Raw genomic sequence first — 18,945 nt, forward strand, 5'->3', positions numbered from 1 at the left:
TTGAAAACAATGGTTTAATCAGTTTCATTATTATATAACATATTTACTTTTTCAGACGGCACGTCTTCCGTACTGCATCAACGCCAATCCGCCCACCGCCGCCAAACAGCCGGCAACCAAGGAAATATGCAATGCCTCGCCCAAAAACCAAGCGGAACACAGAATACCGAATACCGGCACCAAAGTGATGTACGCCGCAGCACTGCCCGCGCCCAAAGTCTTCACGCCTTCAAAATACCACGCATAGCTAAAGACCGTTGCCCCGACAGACAGGCCAATCAAAGCAAACCAACCCCTGCCGTCCATTTCGGCAAGCATACCAAACGGCAGGCCGTCTGAAATCAACGCAGGCGGCAGCAACATCATTGCACCCAGCCAAGCGGTGGCTACAGTGACCGTCAGCGCATCAATCCCCTGCAACACCGCCCTGCCTATCATCGTATAAGTAACCAAGCAGCAAAGGCTGAAAAACACCAGCACTTCGCCCCACCCTATGCCGCCGCCCGATAAAAATGCCGCAATCTCGCCATGCGTAACCGCCCATATCGAGCCTGCCACTGCCAACAACATACCCGACACAATCTTGCCGTTGAGCTTCTCGCCAAACAGCAAAGCTGCAAAAAACATCGTCAGCACAGGATTGAACGTGACCAACACCGTCGCCCTTGAAGCAGGAAGCCGCTGCAAACCCAGCATAGACAACACAGTAAAACCAAATACGCCGAATGCCGCCGCCAGTGCCAACCCAAGCCATTGTTTGCGCGACAAAACCGCCAAAGTACGCAACCGATACCGTGCAAACAGCCAGCCCAAAAGCAAGATTGCCGCCATCAAAAAGCGCAGCATACCGCCCGTTAAAGGCGGCAGCGCCTGTCCCAGCATCCGCCCCATCGGCCAAGATGCGCCCCAAAACGCCGCCATGCCCAATAGTTTTAGATGGATTGCTAAATGTTTCATGGTGATGGATAACTTGAATAATCGGTTTAGAAAGCGTACAAGCTCGGTTTGGAAGGATAAATTTCCTTAGCCGCCGATACTTAATAGAGTTTGCGCGGATAAAATACTACGCTAATCATTACGGAAACAAAGGCCGTCTGAAAGACTGAAATCCAGCTTTTTCAGACGGCCTTTGCTGCTCAATCAATAAGACTTACAACTCAATGCCTTTGAGTTTTGCCACGGTATTAATGTCTTTATCGCCTCGACCGGAGAGGTTGACCAAAATCACTTGGTCTTTGCCCATTTTCGGCGCGTTTTTCACCGCCCAAGCAACGGCATGGCTGGATTCCAGCGCAGGAATAATGCCCTCAAAACGGCAAAGCAAATCAAAGGCTTCAAGTGCTTCGTCGTCTTTGGCAACGGTATATTCCACGCGGTTGATGTCGTTCAAATGGCTGTGTTCCGGGCCGATGCCTGGGTAGTCCAAGCCTGCGGAAACGGAGTGCGTACCCAAGATTTGACCGTTTTCATCCTGCATCAAATAGCTGCGGAAACCGTGCAATACGCCGATAGGGGCTTTGCTGGTAATCGGTGCGGCGTGATCGGGCGTATCCACACCCAAACCGCCGGCTTCTACGCCGACCAAGCGCACGTTTTCTTCTTCGATATAGGGATGGAACAAACCGATGGCGTTCGAGCCGCCGCCCACGCAGGCAACGGCAACATCAGGTTGGCGGCCGATGGCTTCCAACATTTGTTCTTTGGCTTCATTGCCGATCACGCATTGGAAATCGCGTACCATTTCCGGATACGGCGCAGGGCCTGCGGCAGTACCGATGATGTAGAACGTATCGTCCACGCGGGCAACCCATTCGCGCATGGCTTCGTTCATCGCGTCTTTCAAAGTGCGGCTGCCACTGTCGACGCCGACGACATTCGCGCCAAGCAGCTTCATACGGAACACGTTGGGCATTTGACGTTGGATATCGTCCGCACCCATATACACGTCGCAAGTCATGCCGAAGCGTGCGGCAACGGTGGCAGAAGCCACGCCGTGCTGACCCGCGCCGGTCTCGGCAATCACGCGTTTTTTGCCCATGCGGCGGGCGAGCAATGCCTGACCGATGGTGTTGTTGACTTTGTGCGCGCCGGTGTGGTTCAAATCTTCACGCTTCAGCCAGATTTGTGCGCCGCCCAAATGCTCGGACAATCGCGCGGCATGGTAAACAGGGCTGGGACGGCCGACATAGTGTTTCAAATCATGGCGGAACTCTTCCCAAAATGAAGGATCTTCTTTCGCCGCTTTATAGGCTTCTGCCAATTCTTGCAAAGCTGGAATCAGGGTTTCGGAAACATACAGACCGCCGTGTTCGCCGAAAAAGCCTTTCTCGTCGGGAGCGTGATAGTTTTTCATGGAATTTTTCCTTGTTCGTTTTCTGGTTTCAGACGGCCTGATTCAGTAAAGGGTCGTCTGAAAGTAAAAATTGTCAGCAATTATAGCCGTTTTCCATTCATCTTGTCGGCAACTAATTGAATAATAATATCAGCAGACAAAATAGGAACAACAGCGTACTGCTCGATGTTGCAAGCAATGCCGCACCCAACGGCGGCGCAATATATTTTTCTTCGTTTTTGTTTCTCAGGCATATTTTTAGTGCCAACATTCCCAGCCACAGTGCCAGCAACCAACAACCCAGAAAGTTAAGCGCAAGCAAAGCAATGATCAACGAATCGGTATTTATGGTACTTGTGTTCAAAAATATCCAATTAAGGCCGTTAACAGACATAATGACTGCAGATATTTGTATCACATACAAAAGCGTTCCGCCCAATAATATCTTGATCTGCCATTTTTTGGCCTTCAGCCACACTGAGACGACATTAAAAAGCCACCACAACGCCATAAACGTCATTAAAGAGATTTCATAACGGTCCATCGCCCTACTCCTGAAAAACAGTCAATCCAGCCGTTTCAAAAAAAGCCCGATACGCTGCCGCTTTTTTCGCCAAACTCAAAGGATAGGCGCGCGAAGTCGAAGGCAGGCGCGTCAGGGTCAACTCACGCCCCGCATAGGGAAACGGCACTGTTTCGCCGGTCTTCGGCATTTTCATGCCGCTGCCTTGAATCTCTAACAAAACTTCGGTTGCCTTACCGCCGGTGGTGCAAAGATGGCGGCACTCGGGCATTTGCGCCAATACTGCCGCCAAATCGACGGTTTCTATCACTTTTAAAAACTTATCCGAAGCATTGCCATGTTCGCGTATTGCCTTCAACACGGTCGGACAGGATGCAATGCCCTTCTCACTTAAAAACGCTTTGATTTTATCGGCATCAAACGCCTTTTCGCCCTGCTTTTGAAAATGCGCCGCATCGCCGAAAAACACCAGCCCGTACACGCGCCACATATCGTTTTGAAAATTCGGATAATGAAACTGCATCGCGTGTTTTTCTTCTTTAGGCGGAAACGTCCCCATCATCATGACCGTTGCCTGCGGCGGCAACAAGGCTGCGAAGGGATGGGATTCAACGATTGGCTCTTGCATATATGTATTCCGGTTTCTTTGAATTCAAACAAAATTTCAGACGGCCTTTACTGCCTGAATAAACGCCGCCATTTTCTCCCTGCTCTTAATTCCGCCGGAGATTTCCACGCCACCGGACACATCCACCGCTGCAGCGCCGCTGATTTTTACCGCTTCGGCAACGTTTTCCGCAGTCAATCCACCGGCAAGTATCCACGGTTTGCCGATATTGCCGTGCAACATGCTCCAGTCGAAACTTTGTCCCGTACCGCCGTATTCGGTCGGATGATAGGCATCAAACAACAAGGCACGAGCATTCGGAAATTTGGCACAGGCCGTCTGAATATCGGCAGCGGACTGTACACGCACGGCCTTCAAATACGGGCGGTCAAACCAACGGCAAAAATCATCGTCTTCATCGCCGTGAAACTGAATCACATCTATCGGCACCTGACGCAAAATCTCGCGGATGGTTTGCTCGTTTTCATTCACAAACAAGGCCACCACCGATACAAACGGCGGCAGGTTTTTCACAACCGCCTGCGCCTGCTCAATACTCACTGCCCGTTTACTCTTGGCGTAAAACACCAACCCGATGGCATCTGCGCCCAATTCGGCCGCGGCCAGCGCATCTTCAGATCGGGTAATACCGCAAATTTTGGTGCGTATGGTATTCATGGAGATTGCCTTTTTAAACAGATGGGTCGGATATTATATAAGTTTAAGGCCGTCTGAACATGAAATATCAGGTTCAGACGGCCTTAAACTTTAAAACAACCATCAGCCGATAATATTGGTGGCTGTCAGCTGCTCAGCATCTTCGTTATAGAAACGTGCAAACTCTGTGCTGCTTTCAGCTCCTGCGCCCCGATACGCCAAGGTTTTTTGAGCGCTGTTGAACACAAGATACGAGCGGTCGGGGCTGAATGTATCCACATCGCGGACAAACAAATCCGCCCAGCCGACCTGGCTTTCTTTCTCATTGAGCAGCGGACGCATGGCGCTCAAATCCAACTTGTCTTTGACCGGATTGAAATCCAGCAAGTGATCCAGTTTGCCCTCGCGGACATCCCATGCAGTAAATGCCACCGTATCTCTACCCTCGCCGGTAACAATGGTATCGCTACCCAGCCCGCCTGCCAGATAATCATTGCCATCGCTGCCTTTCAAGACATCGTCAGCCGCGCTGCCATGCAAGGCCGCTACGCCTTTGTTGTCTCCACTGATACTGACAGACCAATCAAAGCCGTTTTTACCTAAGTCGATTTCGTTACCATTTGCCGCATATGCCATCTTATCGCCCTGCTGGTGTGCCGTCATTTCCACGCCTTTGAGTGACAGGACGTTACCGGCCGCATCCTCAGTTTGAACCACCGCCAGCATAGGTCGGTCATCCGTATAAATGGCAGAGGTACCGGTTGCGTATGGCGTTTCTTGGGCATCATTACTGCTGCTACCCCATTTCTTTTCAATGCCGTCTGAAAAACCGTCTTGGTCAGAATCCTTCAAATAAGGATTGTCGTAATGCTTGTCAATACGTTTACCTTGGGAGAAGTATTGTTCAAGTTTGGTATCAGACTCATAAAAGCTGGTCATATTGTGTTTGCCCCATACATCATCGCTTTTAAAATCCAAAACCTTGGCATTCGGGTATCTGCCTAATCCTTTATGAACTTGGGACGCAGCAGCTCCAGCAGCTGCACCTAGAGCAGCGCCAAATGGTCCCCCAAAAAGCCCACCGATTAACGCACCAATACCCGCACCTGTTTTACCAGAAAAACCATCTCCAACCCATTCGCCTTTGATTACATACGAATTGGTTTCATACAGATGGCGTGCCTGTGTTGTATCGGAGTCGTCTGCAATCTGTGTTTCCGCCATTTTATCGGCCATATCCCGTGCTTGTTTTAAGGCTTCAGGCGAGGCCTTGTCCACATTCAAAACAGCCGGATTAAACAGACTGCTGCGTTTGAAATCACTTGCCCAATCATTACGCTGTTGCATGGTATGTGCGGCAAAGTATTCTGCAAGATAGCCGCCCAACGAATGTCCGGTCGAATACACATTTTTGGCATGAAGCGTATCAATATAACGGGCAATGTCATTCAGATATTTGGTTTGAGCCGGCAAATTACCAGTCATAATGTTCAAATCAGCCAAAACATCTTTAATGCTGGTAGCCTGCGTACCTCTAAACGCTACCACGACATTTTCCCAACCGCCCTTCTTGTTCGAATTGCCGAAAATCGCATAATCCAAACCGCCTCCCGGACTACCTGCCTTAAGCAATTGCCATTTCCCAACCAGCTCAGATACATTGGCCTGATTGCTAAAATATTTACTGTTAATCTTCTCAGCAATAGAAGCATATTGCGTATTCCACCAATAATCGCCTTTAAATAAAGTATGCAGTTCAGATGGAGAGTGATACGCCAATGAAGAGAACATCCGCAAATCACGCTCGGAAACATTCCACTCCTGCGGATGGCGGTCAATGGCATCAACCAAACCGTCGCCATCACTGTCTTTGGTAAAGATAGAATGCTGCGCCTGTTTAGCACTGGGTCGGACAATATCATTGGCTCTTTTTTGAATGGCAATATTCTCCCAATACTGCAAAGAGGCCGTCTGAAGATGCTGCCCTTGTACGGCGGCATGTGTGACGGCGTGACCATCTTTATAAAGCACACGCATGGTTACGCTGTCTTCGCTGGCATCGTGCTCGGGATATTTGAAGATTTCAGCAACATCCATTTCCTTATCCGCGAATTTATACTTAGATACAGATGAATAGGTCTTGTGTTGCTCTTTAAGGGTCAACGTTTCGCCTGTTTCACGAATCGTAAATACCCAATCTTTAAGGGCAGGATTACTAGCGCTTGGACGAGTAGTAAGACTGATATCCTTCATACTCAAACCTTCAAAATGAATGCTGTTATGACCCAGATTGTCTGAAATGACATCATGGCCACTGCCACGGCGGAATACATAAGTATCGTCTCCGCTACCGCCTTCAAGCGTATCATTTCCTTCGCCGCCATCTAAATAATCATTACCGGCATCGCCGCGTAAAATATCGTTGCCGGTACCACCGTAAAGTTTGTCGTCGCCATCGCCCGCCAACAGCAAGTCATAGCCTGCCTCTCCGCGAAGCACATCATTACCTCGGCCTCCGATCAAACGGTTGTTGCCGATGTTGCCGATTAAGACGTTATCGGAATGGTTGCCGAAGCCGAAATAATTGCCGCTGCCGGTCAAGGTCAGGTTTTCGACATGAGTCGGCAAACGATAAGTCATACCTGTGTAGACCGTATCGATGCCGCCATTGGCTTCTTCGATAACGACATCGTTTTGACTGTCTACATAATATGTGTCGTTGCCATTGCCGCCGCGCATGATATCTGCACCGATTCCGCCGTCTAAAACATCGTCGCCTTCGTTTCCTTCCAAATAATCGTTGCCATGATCGCCACGCAAAATATCGTTGCCGTCGCCACCATAAAGTTTATCGTCATCACCGCCTGCCAGCAGCAAGTCATTACCCGCCCCGCCGTAAAGCACATCCTTGCCACGTCCGGCGCTCAAACGGTTGTTGCCGCTGTTGCCGATAAGGACGTTGTCGGAATTGTTGCCGAAACCAAAAATATTATCGTGGCCGGTCATCGTCAGGTTTTCAACATAATTCGGCAACGTATAAGTCGTATGGGTATAAACCGTATCCGTACCCTCGCCGTACCTTTCAACGATTTGGTCATTCCTGTTGTTCACAATAAAGGTATCGTTTCCTAAACCGCCGTAAAAAATATTGTGTCCCAAGCTGCCATACAGCACATCATCACGACGCGTACCGATAATAACTACGGACTCTTCGTTATTAGGTTGGTTTTGAGTTTCAGTCATTTCTTTTCCCTTTGTTAAATTTAATTTGAATGTGCAATAATGCGTTTAGATTATATAAGCAAGCTAAAAACAAGTGAATTTATTCAGCCGAACAGATTCAAAATGCTTATCAAATTAACAACAGTTATAAAATGACTTTGTAATTATTACCCTATCTTTAAACTGCCTATTTTTTCATCACAATTAATTTATTCTTTATTATCAAATATCAAACCAAACTATCCACAATTGGATTCACACAAAATTTGGATAATGCCCATCAATAAAAAATATTAAGGCCGTCTGAAAAAGTCTTTCAGACGGCCTTTTAGCCTTTTTACTCAAACGGTTTCTTCTGCCAATAAAACTTATCCTTTTTCAGACGGCCTTGAAATATATCGCCCTGTCCCAAAGCAAACACCAACGCGCCTGACAAATCCGTTCTCAACAAAGTAATACCATGCGCGCGGACACGATTTTGTACGGCAACGGTCGGATGTTTGTAGGCATTGGCATAGCCGCTGGATGCCACGGCATATTGTGGCGAAACCGTATGCAGAAAGCTGCCTGACGAAGCCGTGCTGCTGCCGTGATGTCCCAATACCAACACTTGACTATACAGCGCATTGCCGTATTTCTCAATCAAACCGGCCTCGCCCTTCACGCCCAAATCGCCGGTTATCAACAAGGCTTTGCCGTTTGCCACAACACGCAATACGCAGCTTTGGTCGTTATCTTCCTTGCCCGCATTTTCAGACGGCCTGAGCAACTCGAAATCTACGCCGTCCCATTGCCATTTGTCTTCTTGGCAAAACTCCGCATTCGGATAAAACTCAGGTTGTCCGGCAAGCAATTTATCGGTACCGACAGCCGCTACACTTTGAAAACCACCGTCATGATCAATATCATGGTGCGACAAAATCAGGCTGTCCAAACGGCGCACACCCATAGCATTCAAACTCGGCACAATACCTGTTTGCGCCACTTGCTCCGTTCCTGTATCAAACAAAAGATTGCGGTTACGCGTTTGCACCAACACCGACAAACCTTGCCCTGCATCCATCACCGTAACTCTTGCCACCCCCTCCTCCAACTTGGCAGGACGGTAAAACACAAAACCCAATAAAACCAGACATGCCCAAGGTTTCAAGCCTATGCCTTTAGGCAGCAATAACAGCAAAGCCGCCATCATCGCCAACACCAGCAAAGGCACGGGCGCCGCTGCGACGGCAAATTCAGGCGATACCGTAGCCAGCCATACCAAACCACGCAAAGTATATTCCGCCAAAAATACCGCTACCAACTGAACAAGTTCAAACGGAAAAACCGAACCCAGCAAAGCCAACGGCGTCAACACCCAAGAAAACCAAGGAATAGCCAGCGCATTAACCAACGGACTGAGCAAAGGTAACGAAGCAAACAAATAGCCCAGCAATACCACCGACAATACAGTCGCCGCCCATTGCCCCCGTACAGCCAAACACCAACCCAACTCTTTCAGACGGCCTGATGAAGCCCAAATCAAAGCAGCAACCAAGCCGAAAGACAACCAAGTTCCCACGCCCAATACAGCCAACGGGTCCAACAACAAAACAACGGCCAAAGCCTGCCACCATGCCGTCCAGCCTGAGCCGCCACTGCCGCGCCACCATGCCCACGCAAACGCAGCCAACATCAACACACTGCGTTGCGTCGGTACGGAAAAACCGGCCAAAAGCGCATAAAACAAAGCCCCTGCAACACCACCAGCCAATATCCATACACGCGGTTTCGCCGGAATCCACGGCAAATAACGGAAAATTCGCTTAATCAGCCAGGCAAACAAAACCGCCACCATCGTCACATGCAAGCCCGAAATACTGACCAAGTGTGTCAGCCCCAAAGGGCGGAATGTCTGCCACAAAGGCGGCCGTAACGCCGATTGCTCGCCAATACTCAAAGCACGCATCAGCCCTATGCCGTCTGAAAACTCAGGATACTTATTCGCCGTTCTCTGCCAACTTTTGCTTACCGTATCACGCATATTAGCCAAACCGAAACCGCCGCCTTGCCGCACAAGTTTCCTGTCGCGCCCCAAAGTACCCATGCCGTCGATACCATTGGCCAAAGCCCATGTTTCACGGTTCAAACCGCGCACATTCACTTCACCGATCACCGGCCTTACCCGCGCCGATACAGACCACCTGCTGCCCACCGCCCAATCGCGCCGCTGATAATCCGACAACATCAAATCAAAAGCCTGCCCACGCTCATCCCAAGCCCTTGCCGCAAACTGCACGCGCCGACCATCATCACGCGGCATATCCGCCACTTCAACCGTCAAAACTTTAGCCGTCACCTCCCCTACAGGCCATTGACCGGCCAACACCAGCCCTGTCCGCCACACCCCAAACGCCATGCCCATACAAACAGCCAGCACCAACCAAGCCACAGCAAATTTTCGACACAACGCAAGCGTGCCAATGATTACAGACAACCAAACCCACCATGGCAGCACAAACGGCAACGCAAACGAAAGCACTACCCCAACCACCCAAGCAGGCAACACAAACCGCCACGCCATGAACGTTTCCCTTAAATTATGATTATTAGATGCGTAATAATAAATGCTTTTAGTAGATTATGACAAACGCCAACCTGCATTAGCAGATAAAAAGAGAGGTTCAAATCATTTCAAAACCGATAAATGCAAAAAAGCGCAATCTGAAACAGATTGCGCTTTTTTATAAACTGGCACGCCCACGGGGAATCGAACCCCGGTTACCGCCGTGAAAGGGCGATGTCCTAACCGCTAGACGATGGGCGCGGATAAATCTTGTGGCGCACCCGGAGCGATTCGAACGCCCGACCCTCTGGTTCGTAGCCAGATACTCTATCCAACTGAGCTACGGGTGCATCAAGAAAGATTTGAATTATAAAGAGAGGGCTGTTTACTGTCAAGCGTTTTATTTGGAAAACTTGCAGACAGCGTGTAAAATGCGCATTTGCTATTGAATTTACAGAGAATAAAATGTCAGATTTCACACGCTGGCCGCTCTTATCCGAAGCATTTTCCCATTTGGGACGGCCTGTGGTCGTGGTGGATTTGGAGACGACCGGTGGAAATTTCTATCAAGACAGGATAACGGAAGTCGCCCTTGTTCGTTTTGAGCAAGGACGCGCCACACATTACGAGCAATTGGTCAATCCTTGCCGCAGCATTCCCGAATTTGTTGCCAGACTGACCGGAATTCATGATGAAACGGTGAAAAACGCGCCTGTCTTTGCCGATATTGCAGGCGATTTGCTGCCGCTATTGCAAGGGGCTGTAGTTGTTGCGCACAACAGCCGCTTTGACTATACCTTCCTGCGCCACGAGTTTGCCCGTATCCATACTGACTTTGCCGCACCCTCGCTCTGTACGGTTCAACTGTCGCGCCGCCTGTATCCTGAGTTTTACAAACACAGCCTCGACAGCATTATCGAACGCACTGGCATTCAGACGGCCAACCGCCACCGCGCCATGACCGATGTTGCCGCATTGTGTGATTATCTCGAATTAAGTCTGGCAGAAAAAAATCATCAACAATGGGACGAACACGTCCGTGTATTGATGAATCCGAAAATGTTGCCCACTTGGCTGCCTGATTCGCTTGCCCAGCAACTCTATGCCCTACCCGACAGTTACGGCGTATTGGTTTGGTTTGATCATTTCGGCAAAGCCCAAGCCATTGAAGCACATGAACGCGCATACAGTGAAACCGCCACCCTGCTGCACAGCAAGAAACTGCCGCCGTACATCAAAGCCGCGGCCTCCATCCGTTTTATTCCGGCAGTCGGGCAGCTCCATACATTATGGCTCAAAGCCCAGACCATGCAGGAATACCAACTGATGCCGTCTGAAAAGTCCACATCGTTTTCTACCGTCCGCTTTATTGCTGACGAACACGGCAGCCTTCAAGCACGCATTGTCTTGTTAAACAGCGGCACCAGAAACTGGCGCCCTTACGGTTTGTTTGCCCACAAAAAAGCAGCCAAACGCGCTTTGACCCAATGGTCGCAAGAACACAGGCTCTGCCCGGACTCGCTCAATATTTTGCCGACCAGCTACGCAAAAGGCGAACCCTGCCCTGTCGAGGCCGTCGGAAAATGCAACGGCGACTGCCGCCAGCCAAACGGCATCAAACATCAAAACCAACGCATTACCGAGCTTGCCGCCCTACTCCCCGTAACCGATTGGGGCAAAGCGCACGAAATTGAAATTACCGAAACCGACCCCTTGACCGGAAACAGCATTACCCTGCTCTGCGCCGGCGGCGCGTTGGCTTTGCCTGACGGCAGCTGGTATTTCGACAGCAGCCTGCCTCTCGTGATTAAAAACAAATTCAGGCAAGACAAGGAAAATATCCGTTTGATTGCTTAAAACAAGGCCGTCTGAAAACCAAATTTTCAGACGGCCTATTGTGAATAACTTTCCGCTTTATTCTCAAAATAAAAAACTGCCTAATTTTTAATCAGAACTTATTTTTACAATAGCAATCAAATACTAAACCAATTTATACACAAGCTGTTCACACAATTTTCAATGAAAGCTGTGTATGCCCAGCCCAATGAGTAAACCATGAACAATCCTGAAATCATCTTCTTTGACATCGACGACACCCTCTACCGCAAATACACGGATACCCTGCGCCCTTCGGTTGCCCAAGCCATGCGCGCATTGAAAGCCAAAGGCATTTTGACTGCCATTGCCACCGGCCGTCCGGAAGTCGCCTTTCCCACTAAAATCAAAACCTTGATTCAAGAATGCGGTATCGACATGCTCGTTACCATCAACGGCCAATATATTTCCTTTCGCGGCAAACCCCTGCAAAGCTACCCGTTGGACATTGCCGACATAGAAACCGCCATCAACCTGCTTGAACAACACAAAATAGACTACGCATTCGTCAACAACCAAGAAATTGCCGTTTCCTCCCATTCGCCGCGCGTTATCGAAGGCTTATCGCATATCCTGCCCAACTTCCTGACGGACAAAGAATATTTTCGTAAACAGCCTGTTTATCAAATGTTGGTCTTTGTGGATAAGGAAGAAGAAAAAATCCTGCACCCACTAACCCAGCAACAAGGCTTCAAATCCGTCCGCTGGCATGAATATGCCGTGGACCTGCTGCGCAAAGAAGGTTCAAAAGCACGGGGCATCGCCCACGTAGTGGAAAAATTGGGCATTGATATGAGCAAAGTAATGGCATTCGGCGACAGCTTCAACGACTTGGAAATGCTGTCAACCGTCGGCTTTGGCGTTGCCATGGGCAATGGCGAAGAAGCAGCCAAAGCGGCCGCACAATTCGTCTGCCCAAGTGTCGATGAAGACGGCGTATTGTGTGGCTTGCAAGAATTGGGCGTCATTTAAAACATCAAATCAAAAGGCCGTCTGAACATTTTTTCAGACGGCCTTGTTCTATCTACAAACTTTCTGCTTACTTCGGCAATACCAAAAAGCTAATCAGCAACTCTTTAAATACGAATCCAAACACACCCAAGCCCAAAACCAAGAAGAGCATGGCAATGCCGAATTTGCCGGCTTTGGATTCTTTACCCAAGTTCCAAACGATAAAGCCCAAAAAGATAATCAGGCCGGTGAGGAGGATTTTCATTGCCCACGAGGCGAATTCTGCTTCAGACATTATTTTTTCCTTTTATTCTTAAGATGTGTGTTTAATTGCTTTCAGACGGCCTATTAAAATTTAAGGCCGTCTGAAATTTGTTTTTAGATTATTTGTTCAATGCTTGTTGCAAATCATCAATCAAATCGTCGATGTGTTCCAAACCGACAGAGAGGCGGATCAAGCCCGGGCGGATATTGGCGGCGAGTTTTTCTTCAGGCTGCATACGGCCGTGGGTCGTTGTCCACGGATGGGTGATGGTCGAGCGCACGTCGCCGAGGTTGGCAGTACGGGAGAAAAGCGCCACGCCGTCCACGATTTTCCATGCCGTTTCTTGGTCTGCAACTTCAAAACCCACGACGATACCGCCGCCATTTTGCTGTTTGCGGATAAGCTCTGCCTGCGGATGGTCGGGCAAACCGGTGTAGTACACGGCTTGGACTTGCGGCTGTTGTTGCAGCCATTGGGCGATTTTTAACGCATTGTCAAACTGTTTTTCCATACGCAGCGACAAGGTTTCTACACCGCTCAACAACTGCCATGCGTTAAACGGAGACATTGCCAAACCGCAAGAGTTGCAATATATGGCAACTTGCGTCATCAGCTCTTCCGAACCGGCCAATACGCCGCCCATCACGCGGCCGTGGCCGTCGATGGCTTTGGTTGCGGAAGACACGGAAATATCCGCACCGTGTTTCAAAGGCTGCGAACCGACGGGCGACAACAGGCTGTTGTCCACCACCAAAAGCGCGCCGATGCTGTGCGCCAGTTCGGCCAATGCTTCCAAGTCGGCAACTTCGCCCAATGGGTTGGACGGAGTTTCTAAAAACAGCAATTTGGTATTGTCTTTAACCGCGGCTTTCCACTCATTTACATCGGTTGGCGATACATGGCTGACTTCGATGCCGAACTTGGTAACGATGTTATTGATGAAACCGACAGTTGTACCAAACAGGCTGCGGCTGGAAATAACATGATCACCGGCTTGCAAGAAGGTAAAAAATGCCGCCTGAATTGCAGACATACCGGTCGAAGTGGCTACCGCGCGCTCTGCGCCTTCCAATGCGGCAATGCGTTTTTCAAAAGCGGCAGTAGTCGGATTGGCTGTACGGGTATAAGTAAAGCCTTTAATTTTTTTGGAAAACAAATCTGCCGCATGTTGCGCGCTTTCCCACATGAAGCTGCTGGTCAAAAACAGCGCCTGATTGTGTTCGCGATATTCGGTCTGCTCTTTGCCGCCCCGGATGGCCAGCGTTTGCGGATGAAGTTTTTTGTTCATTTATTCTCCAATCTACTGTGTATTCCAATGGACGGAACAATATTTTCCGTCTGTTTAACTTGTTAACATTTTGCGCCGATTTCTACCATCTTTCAAGCCGAAGGCCGTGTTTCAGGCCGTCTGAAAAAAACAGGAAAACCGTTTTTACTGATAAAGGCGGCCGTCATGTTTCAACCAGCCGTCAGTATGCCGGCCTGATGGGTCATGGTGCGTCCAATGGATAACGCCGCCCTGCTCCGACCATTCGTATTCGCCGTAAAACGCTACTTTATCGCCTTTTTTCAAACCCTTAATCTTATCGGCAAGGTCGATATTGTGTGCCACCAAAAGCGTCTGACCGCTGGAGAGCTTCAAGATAAAACGTTGGTGGCGCGTGCCTTTGTTGTCATCCGGCAGGGTTTTCCATACCGTGCCCTCGCCCTCAACCTGAATATCGCTTTGCTCATTTTCAAACGCCTGTTTCAAAACCGCTTCGGCTGATTCCTTGTCCGAACCGATTTGCTGCTGAACTGTATCGGCATTCTTTTTACCCGCATTATTTTGTTTTTGAACGGCTTCTATTTTCTGCTGATTCTGCGATTGTACCGGCTGCTTGTTTTGCATTTTGTTATAGGCAAATACGGCAACCAAAGCAATCAGCAATACAATGATTTTATTTTTATTCATAACAATCTCAAAAAAAATGCCCGATTCTGCATCGGGCATATCAACTATTTAGAAAGGATATTTATCACGAAAACGTGAGCCGCTATTATACACGCTTCGTAAAATTTTAAGGGAATTTTACGCCAAAGGCCGTCTGAAACTTTTCAGACGGCCCGGATACTCAACGGCGGTATTTCATTTCAGTCTTCATATCGTCCAAGATACGTTTGACGTTGTGTTCCAATACATCCTCCACCAAGCCCGGCGCCTGCTCATTCAGCATTTGCTGCAACTGGTAAGTGAACAAGGCCATTTGTTTTTGCACGGCAATCCGAATCATGCCGTTGACCGCATCGGCCACATGGGGACGTAAACGCTTAATCAGACGCTCGGTCAAATCTTTTTCAGAAACGCAGAATACTTCCCGACGGCCAATCGCTTGCGGGTTCAATACATTGATATGGACATTAATGGCCGGTTCTTGTTCAAGGCCGTCTGAAACCGCCTCTTCAGCCGCTTCCGCATCATCATTTTCCGTTTTTTCAGTTTCTTCCACTTCAGGCGCATCAAAATCTACGGCACCCGATTTCGGATTCAGTCTGACGGTTCGGGTCGATTCAATGTGACGCTCTGAAGCCGCAGCCTGCAATGCCGATTGCGCGCTCAACCAGTTGTCCTGCAAAACCACCATCGCATCGGTTTCCACTGCTTCGCCATCGTCTGCAAGGGCAGTATTGTGTTCCAACTGCCAACGGTACAAATATTCTTCCAATACTTTTTCACGATTGTCAGCATCCAGTTTATATTCTTTTTTAGACGCGGGTTTGGACGCAGCATCGACAGCTTCGTCCGATTTTTTGACCAATGGCGCATGAGTCGGCGCAGTATTAAATTGTCGTGCCTGACGCAATCTTTCCAGGCGTTTTTCCCAATTCAGGTCTTCTTCCTCGAGGGCTGAGGGGTCAAGACGGTTGTTTTCCATAATAATCTCGTTTTTTCATTTTTATTGTGAACCGCATTCAAACAAAAAACACTTGAACTGCGGCCGATGGTTGGACATATCCGGCAAGCCGGCGCAAGCGTCACATTTTAATATTAATTCACTATATAATCACTATTTTATTTAATATACCCTCAAGGATACATCATGAGCAGCATCGAACAACGCCTCGAATATCTGGAAGAGGCCAACGACGCTTTGCGTATGCAAAACCACGTCCTCGCCACCGCCCTCAAAGGCCTCATCCGCTCCCTGCCCTCCGACATGGCCAACGATGCCGTAGAATCCATCCAACTTGCCTTTGAAGACGCGTTGGCGGAATTGAGCTACGAAGACAGCCCGCACACCGACCTCTTCCATGACGTAACCTACGCATTTTTCCGAGAAAAAGACCACTGATTTCGGCTAGTTTGTTCACAAAATTATGCTAAACTAAGATTTTATCCGTTAACATTTTATTAAGAAAGCACATATCATGAACATGAAAAAATGGCTGGCCACTGCCCTCGCTTGTTCCGCCCTTGCCCTGACTGCCTGCGGCGGTCAAAGCAACAATGCCTCTGCTCCTGCCGATAAAGTGTACCGTGTCGGCTCCAACGCCGAGTTTGCCCCATTTGAATCTTTGGATTCTGCCGGCAAAGTAGAAGGTTTTGACGTAGATTTGATGAATGCCATGGCCAAAGCCGGCAACTTCAAAGTCGAATTCAAACACCAGCCATGGGAAAGCCTCTTCCCTTCTCTGAACAACGGCGATGTGGACATCGTTATGTCCGGCGTAACCATCACTGACGACCGCAAACAAAGCATGCTCTTCAGCGATCCATACTTTGAAATCACCCAAGTTGTCCTCGTTCCAAAAGGCAAAAAAGTAGCTTCTTCCGAAGACCTGAAAAACATGGCCAAAGTCGGCGTGGTAACCGGCTACACCGGCGACTTCTCCGTTTCCAAACTCTTGGGCAACGACAATCCGAAAATCGCCCGCTTTGAAAGCGTTCCCCTGATTATCAAAGAATTGGAAAACGGCGGTTTGGACTCCGTCGTCAGCGACAGCGCGGTCATTGCAAACTATGTGAAAAACAACCCGACTAAAGGCTTGGATTTCATCTCCCTGCCTGACTTCACCATCGAAAACTACGGTATCGCTGCACGCAAAGGCGACGAAGCAACCATCAAAATGTTGAACGATGCGCTGAAAAAAGTACGCGAAAGTGGCGAATACGACAAAATTTACGCCAAATACTTTGCTAAAGAAGGCGAAAAAACCGAAGCAGCCAAATAATCCGGTATGACTTCCTAAACTAAAGGCCGTCTGAAAACTTTTCAGACGGCCTTTAATCTGGTTAACGCCATTAAACGTAAGCATCCCTTATAATCCGCTTGTTTTTATCCTTCAAATGAAAGACGCGCCATGATCAAACCCCTTATCCTCAGCCTCGCTGCCGCAACTGCTTTGGCCGCCTGCTCCGCTTCTGAAAAACAAGAATCTCCTAAGGTCGGCGTGGCCAATCCAGCTTCTGAATTCTGCGTCAAACAAGGCGGAAAATCCGAAATCAAAAAAGACAAAGACGGCAATGAATACGGCGTGTGCCACTTGCCCGACGGTAAAGTCGTTGAAGAATGGGAATATTTCCGTCAACACAACAAATAATTGCTAAACCATATAAAAGGCCGTCTGAACCCAAGTTTCAGACGGCCTTTTTCTTTTAAACAGCGATTATTTTACTTCCAATTTGGTCACGCCGCCCATATACGGTTGCAACGCGGCAGGAACATTAATGCTGCCGTCAGCATTTTGATGGTTTTCCAATACCGCCACCAAAGTACGGCCGACTGCCAAGCCTGAGCCGTTCAAAGTATGCACCAAACGGTTTTTACCGTTTTCATCTTTGAAACGCGCTTTCATGCGGCGAGCTTGGAAATCTTCGCAGTTGGAGCAGCTGGAAATCTCACGATAAGTATTTTGCGCCGGAACCCAAACTTCCAAGTCGTAGGTTTTAGTTGCGCCGAAACCCATGTCGCCGGTACACAAAGTGATCACGCGGTATGGCAGTTCCAATGCTTTCAAAATATTTTCAGCGTGGCCGACCATTTCTTCCAGCGCTTCGTATGATTTTTCCGGATGAACGATTTGCACCATTTCCACTTTGTCGAATTGGTGTTGGCGAATCAAACCGCGCACGTCTTTACCGTATGCGCCCGCTTCGGAGCGGAAACATGGGGAATGCGCAGTCAATTTTAACGGCAAATTGCTGCTGGCCACGATACTGTCGGCAACAGTATTCGTCAGCGTTACTTCGGCGGTCGGAATCAGATATTGCGTTTTCTTACTCTCATCACCGCCGCGGGTAACGTGGAACAAATCTTCTGCAAATTTAGGCAGTTGACCCGTACCTTGCAGGGTCAGGTCATCCACAATGTAAGGCGTGTAATGTTCGGTATAGCCGTGTTTCAGCGTGTGCGTATCGAGCATGAATTGTGCCAGTGCGCGGTGCAGGCGGGCGATTTGACCTTTCATGACGGTAAAGCGCGCGCCGGAAAGTTTCGCACCGCCTTCGAAATCCAAGCCCAAAGGCTCGCCCAAATCAACATGGTCTTTGATTTCAAAGTCAAATTCTCGCGGCGTACCGACTTTGCGGACCTCAACGTTTTCAGTTTCGTCTTTACCGACAGGCACACTTTCGTGCGGCAGGTTCGGAATACTTAGCAACCAAGCATCCAATTCTTTCTGAACGGCATCCAAATCAGCGGCAGTCTGCTCCAAATCCGCTTTGATTTGGGCAACCTGATCCATTGCAGCTTGAGCCTCTTCGTGTTTGCCTTGGCCTTTCAACGCACCGATTTGTTTAGAAATACTGTTGCGCGAAGCCTGCAACTCTTCTGTTTTCACTTGAACGGCTTTGCGTTGTTCTTCCAAAGCGTTGAAACGCGCGGTATCAAACTCGTAACCGCGTGCGGCCAAACGTTCGGCAACCGCGGCGGTATTGCTGCGGAGCAATTGGATGTCTAACATTGTTTTCTCTCGTTAAGATTCAGAA

Annotated in this window: 17 protein-coding genes and 2 tRNA genes; 5 read left to right on the forward strand and 14 right to left on the reverse strand. The window is 48.9% G+C overall.

Going from position 1 to position 18,945, the window contains the following annotated elements:
- Positions 1-51 precede the first annotated feature (51 nt).
- The 9 genes from ACTHS4_RS07945 to ACTHS4_RS07985 form a co-directional block, all read right to left on the reverse strand.
- On the reverse strand, positions 52-957 hold the full coding sequence (locus ACTHS4_RS07945) for a DMT family transporter (RefSeq protein WP_440365680.1): 906 nt from the start codon (positions 955-957) through the stop codon (positions 52-54).
- A gap of 193 nt (positions 958-1,150) precedes the next feature.
- Complete coding sequence (trpB, locus tag ACTHS4_RS07950) at positions 1,151-2,353, reverse strand: tryptophan synthase subunit beta (protein ID WP_440365681.1); 1,203 nt, start codon at positions 2,351-2,353, stop codon at positions 1,151-1,153.
- Positions 2,354-2,465: 112 nt separating this feature from the next.
- A complete protein-coding gene (locus ACTHS4_RS07955) occupies positions 2,466-2,876 on the reverse strand; it encodes a hypothetical protein (RefSeq protein WP_440365682.1) in 411 nt (136 codons plus the stop codon).
- A 4-nt stretch (positions 2,877-2,880) separates the two neighbouring features.
- Positions 2,881-3,483 carry a DNA glycosylase gene (locus tag ACTHS4_RS07960; protein WP_070813819.1) on the reverse strand — a complete coding sequence of 201 codons (603 nt, stop codon included), beginning with the start codon at positions 3,481-3,483 and terminating at the stop codon, positions 2,881-2,883.
- 36 nt (positions 3,484-3,519) lie between these two features.
- The gene (locus ACTHS4_RS07965; RefSeq protein WP_440365683.1) at positions 3,520-4,140 is read right to left on the reverse strand and encodes a phosphoribosylanthranilate isomerase; all 621 of its coding nucleotides are present in this window, start codon (positions 4,138-4,140) and stop codon (positions 3,520-3,522) included.
- 102 nt (positions 4,141-4,242) lie between these two features.
- On the reverse strand, positions 4,243-7,362 hold the full coding sequence (locus ACTHS4_RS07970; protein ID WP_440365684.1) for an Mbeg1-like protein: 3,120 nt from the start codon (positions 7,360-7,362) through the stop codon (positions 4,243-4,245).
- 316 nt (positions 7,363-7,678) lie between these two features.
- The gene (locus ACTHS4_RS07975) at positions 7,679-9,904 is read right to left on the reverse strand and encodes a DNA internalization-related competence protein ComEC/Rec2 (RefSeq protein WP_440365685.1); all 2,226 of its coding nucleotides are present in this window, start codon (positions 9,902-9,904) and stop codon (positions 7,679-7,681) included.
- A gap of 168 nt (positions 9,905-10,072) precedes the next feature.
- Positions 10,073-10,147: transfer RNA gene (locus ACTHS4_RS07980), tRNA-Glu, on the reverse strand.
- A gap of 12 nt (positions 10,148-10,159) precedes the next feature.
- Positions 10,160-10,236: transfer RNA gene (locus ACTHS4_RS07985), tRNA-Arg, on the reverse strand.
- 115 nt (positions 10,237-10,351) lie between these two features.
- Here ACTHS4_RS07985 and ACTHS4_RS07990 point away from each other — a divergent pair.
- Both ACTHS4_RS07990 and ACTHS4_RS07995 read left to right on the forward strand, forming a co-directional pair.
- Positions 10,352-11,743, forward strand: a complete 1,392-nt coding sequence (locus ACTHS4_RS07990; RefSeq protein ID WP_440365686.1) for an exonuclease domain-containing protein — start codon at positions 10,352-10,354, stop codon at positions 11,741-11,743.
- Positions 11,744-11,941: 198 nt separating this feature from the next.
- On the forward strand, positions 11,942-12,733 hold the full coding sequence (locus ACTHS4_RS07995) for a Cof-type HAD-IIB family hydrolase (protein WP_440365687.1): 792 nt from the start codon (positions 11,942-11,944) through the stop codon (positions 12,731-12,733).
- 67 nt (positions 12,734-12,800) lie between these two features.
- Here ACTHS4_RS07995 and ACTHS4_RS08000 read toward each other — a convergent pair whose 3' ends face one another.
- The 4 genes from ACTHS4_RS08000 to ACTHS4_RS08015 all read right to left on the reverse strand — a co-directional run bounded on the left by ACTHS4_RS08000 (position 12,801) and on the right by ACTHS4_RS08015 (position 15,892).
- Complete coding sequence (locus tag ACTHS4_RS08000) at positions 12,801-13,007, reverse strand: DUF2788 domain-containing protein (protein WP_003747401.1); 207 nt, start codon at positions 13,005-13,007, stop codon at positions 12,801-12,803.
- An 88-nt stretch (positions 13,008-13,095) separates the two neighbouring features.
- The gene (gene metZ, locus ACTHS4_RS08005; RefSeq protein WP_440365688.1) at positions 13,096-14,265 is read right to left on the reverse strand and encodes an O-succinylhomoserine sulfhydrylase; all 1,170 of its coding nucleotides are present in this window, start codon (positions 14,263-14,265) and stop codon (positions 13,096-13,098) included.
- A 144-nt stretch (positions 14,266-14,409) separates the two neighbouring features.
- Positions 14,410-14,970 (reverse strand): DUF3465 domain-containing protein, encoded by a 561-nt coding sequence (locus ACTHS4_RS08010; RefSeq protein ID WP_440365689.1) that lies wholly within the window; start codon positions 14,968-14,970, stop codon positions 14,410-14,412.
- A gap of 121 nt (positions 14,971-15,091) precedes the next feature.
- Complete coding sequence (locus tag ACTHS4_RS08015) at positions 15,092-15,892, reverse strand: hypothetical protein (protein ID WP_070826012.1); 801 nt, start codon at positions 15,890-15,892, stop codon at positions 15,092-15,094.
- Positions 15,893-16,057: 165 nt separating this feature from the next.
- Between ACTHS4_RS08015 and ACTHS4_RS08020 the strand changes: the two genes are divergently transcribed.
- The 3 genes from ACTHS4_RS08020 to ACTHS4_RS08030 all read left to right on the forward strand — a co-directional run bounded on the left by ACTHS4_RS08020 (position 16,058) and on the right by ACTHS4_RS08030 (position 17,558).
- A complete protein-coding gene (locus tag ACTHS4_RS08020; RefSeq protein WP_003680526.1) occupies positions 16,058-16,309 on the forward strand; it encodes an NGO1151 family protein in 252 nt (83 codons plus the stop codon).
- A 76-nt stretch (positions 16,310-16,385) separates the two neighbouring features.
- Positions 16,386-17,189, forward strand: a complete 804-nt coding sequence (locus ACTHS4_RS08025) for a basic amino acid ABC transporter substrate-binding protein (protein WP_049347925.1) — start codon at positions 16,386-16,388, stop codon at positions 17,187-17,189.
- A gap of 129 nt (positions 17,190-17,318) precedes the next feature.
- Positions 17,319-17,558, forward strand: a complete 240-nt coding sequence (locus tag ACTHS4_RS08030; RefSeq protein ID WP_070826013.1) for a putative hemolysin — start codon at positions 17,319-17,321, stop codon at positions 17,556-17,558.
- 66 nt (positions 17,559-17,624) lie between these two features.
- Here ACTHS4_RS08030 and serS read toward each other — a convergent pair whose 3' ends face one another.
- Positions 17,625-18,920 (reverse strand): serine--tRNA ligase, encoded by a 1,296-nt coding sequence (serS, locus tag ACTHS4_RS08035; protein WP_070826014.1) that lies wholly within the window; start codon positions 18,918-18,920, stop codon positions 17,625-17,627.
- Between the last annotated feature and the right edge of the window lie 25 nt (positions 18,921-18,945).

Source organism: Neisseria sp. P0014.S009, assembly GCF_051958155.1.
Taxonomy (GTDB): domain Bacteria; phylum Pseudomonadota; class Gammaproteobacteria; order Burkholderiales; family Neisseriaceae; genus Neisseria; species Neisseria flavescens_C.

Coding starts and splice junctions, on each gene's coding strand:
- ACTHS4_RS08025 (WP_049347925.1), top strand. CDS start 16,386: ATGAACATGAAAAAATGGCTGGCCACTGCCCTCGCTTGTTCCGCCCTT.
- ACTHS4_RS07995 (WP_440365687.1), top strand. CDS start 11,942: ATGAACAATCCTGAAATCATCTTCTTTGACATCGACGACACCCTCTAC.
- ACTHS4_RS07990 (WP_440365686.1), top strand. CDS start 10,352: ATGTCAGATTTCACACGCTGGCCGCTCTTATCCGAAGCATTTTCCCAT.
- metZ (WP_440365688.1), bottom strand. CDS start 14,265: ATGAACAAAAAACTTCATCCGCAAACGCTGGCCATCCGGGGCGGCAAA.
- ACTHS4_RS08020 (WP_003680526.1), top strand. CDS start 16,058: ATGAGCAGCATCGAACAACGCCTCGAATATCTGGAAGAGGCCAACGAC.
- ACTHS4_RS08010 (WP_440365689.1), bottom strand. CDS start 14,970: ATGCCCGATGCAGAATCGGGCATTTTTTTTGAGATTGTTATGAATAAA.
- ACTHS4_RS07960 (WP_070813819.1), bottom strand. CDS start 3,483: ATGCAAGAGCCAATCGTTGAATCCCATCCCTTCGCAGCCTTGTTGCCG.
- ACTHS4_RS08000 (WP_003747401.1), bottom strand. CDS start 13,007: ATGTCTGAAGCAGAATTCGCCTCGTGGGCAATGAAAATCCTCCTCACC.
- ACTHS4_RS07965 (WP_440365683.1), bottom strand. CDS start 4,140: ATGAATACCATACGCACCAAAATTTGCGGTATTACCCGATCTGAAGAT.
- ACTHS4_RS08030 (WP_070826013.1), top strand. CDS start 17,319: ATGATCAAACCCCTTATCCTCAGCCTCGCTGCCGCAACTGCTTTGGCC.
- ACTHS4_RS08015 (WP_070826012.1), bottom strand. CDS start 15,892: ATGGAAAACAACCGTCTTGACCCCTCAGCCCTCGAGGAAGAAGACCTG.
- ACTHS4_RS07955 (WP_440365682.1), bottom strand. CDS start 2,876: ATGGACCGTTATGAAATCTCTTTAATGACGTTTATGGCGTTGTGGTGG.
- ACTHS4_RS07945 (WP_440365680.1), bottom strand. CDS start 957: ATGAAACATTTAGCAATCCATCTAAAACTATTGGGCATGGCGGCGTTT.
- ACTHS4_RS07970 (WP_440365684.1), bottom strand. CDS start 7,362: ATGACTGAAACTCAAAACCAACCTAATAACGAAGAGTCCGTAGTTATT.
- serS (WP_070826014.1), bottom strand. CDS start 18,920: ATGTTAGACATCCAATTGCTCCGCAGCAATACCGCCGCGGTTGCCGAA.
- trpB (WP_440365681.1), bottom strand. CDS start 2,353: ATGAAAAACTATCACGCTCCCGACGAGAAAGGCTTTTTCGGCGAACAC.
- ACTHS4_RS07975 (WP_440365685.1), bottom strand. CDS start 9,904: ATGGCGTGGCGGTTTGTGTTGCCTGCTTGGGTGGTTGGGGTAGTGCTT.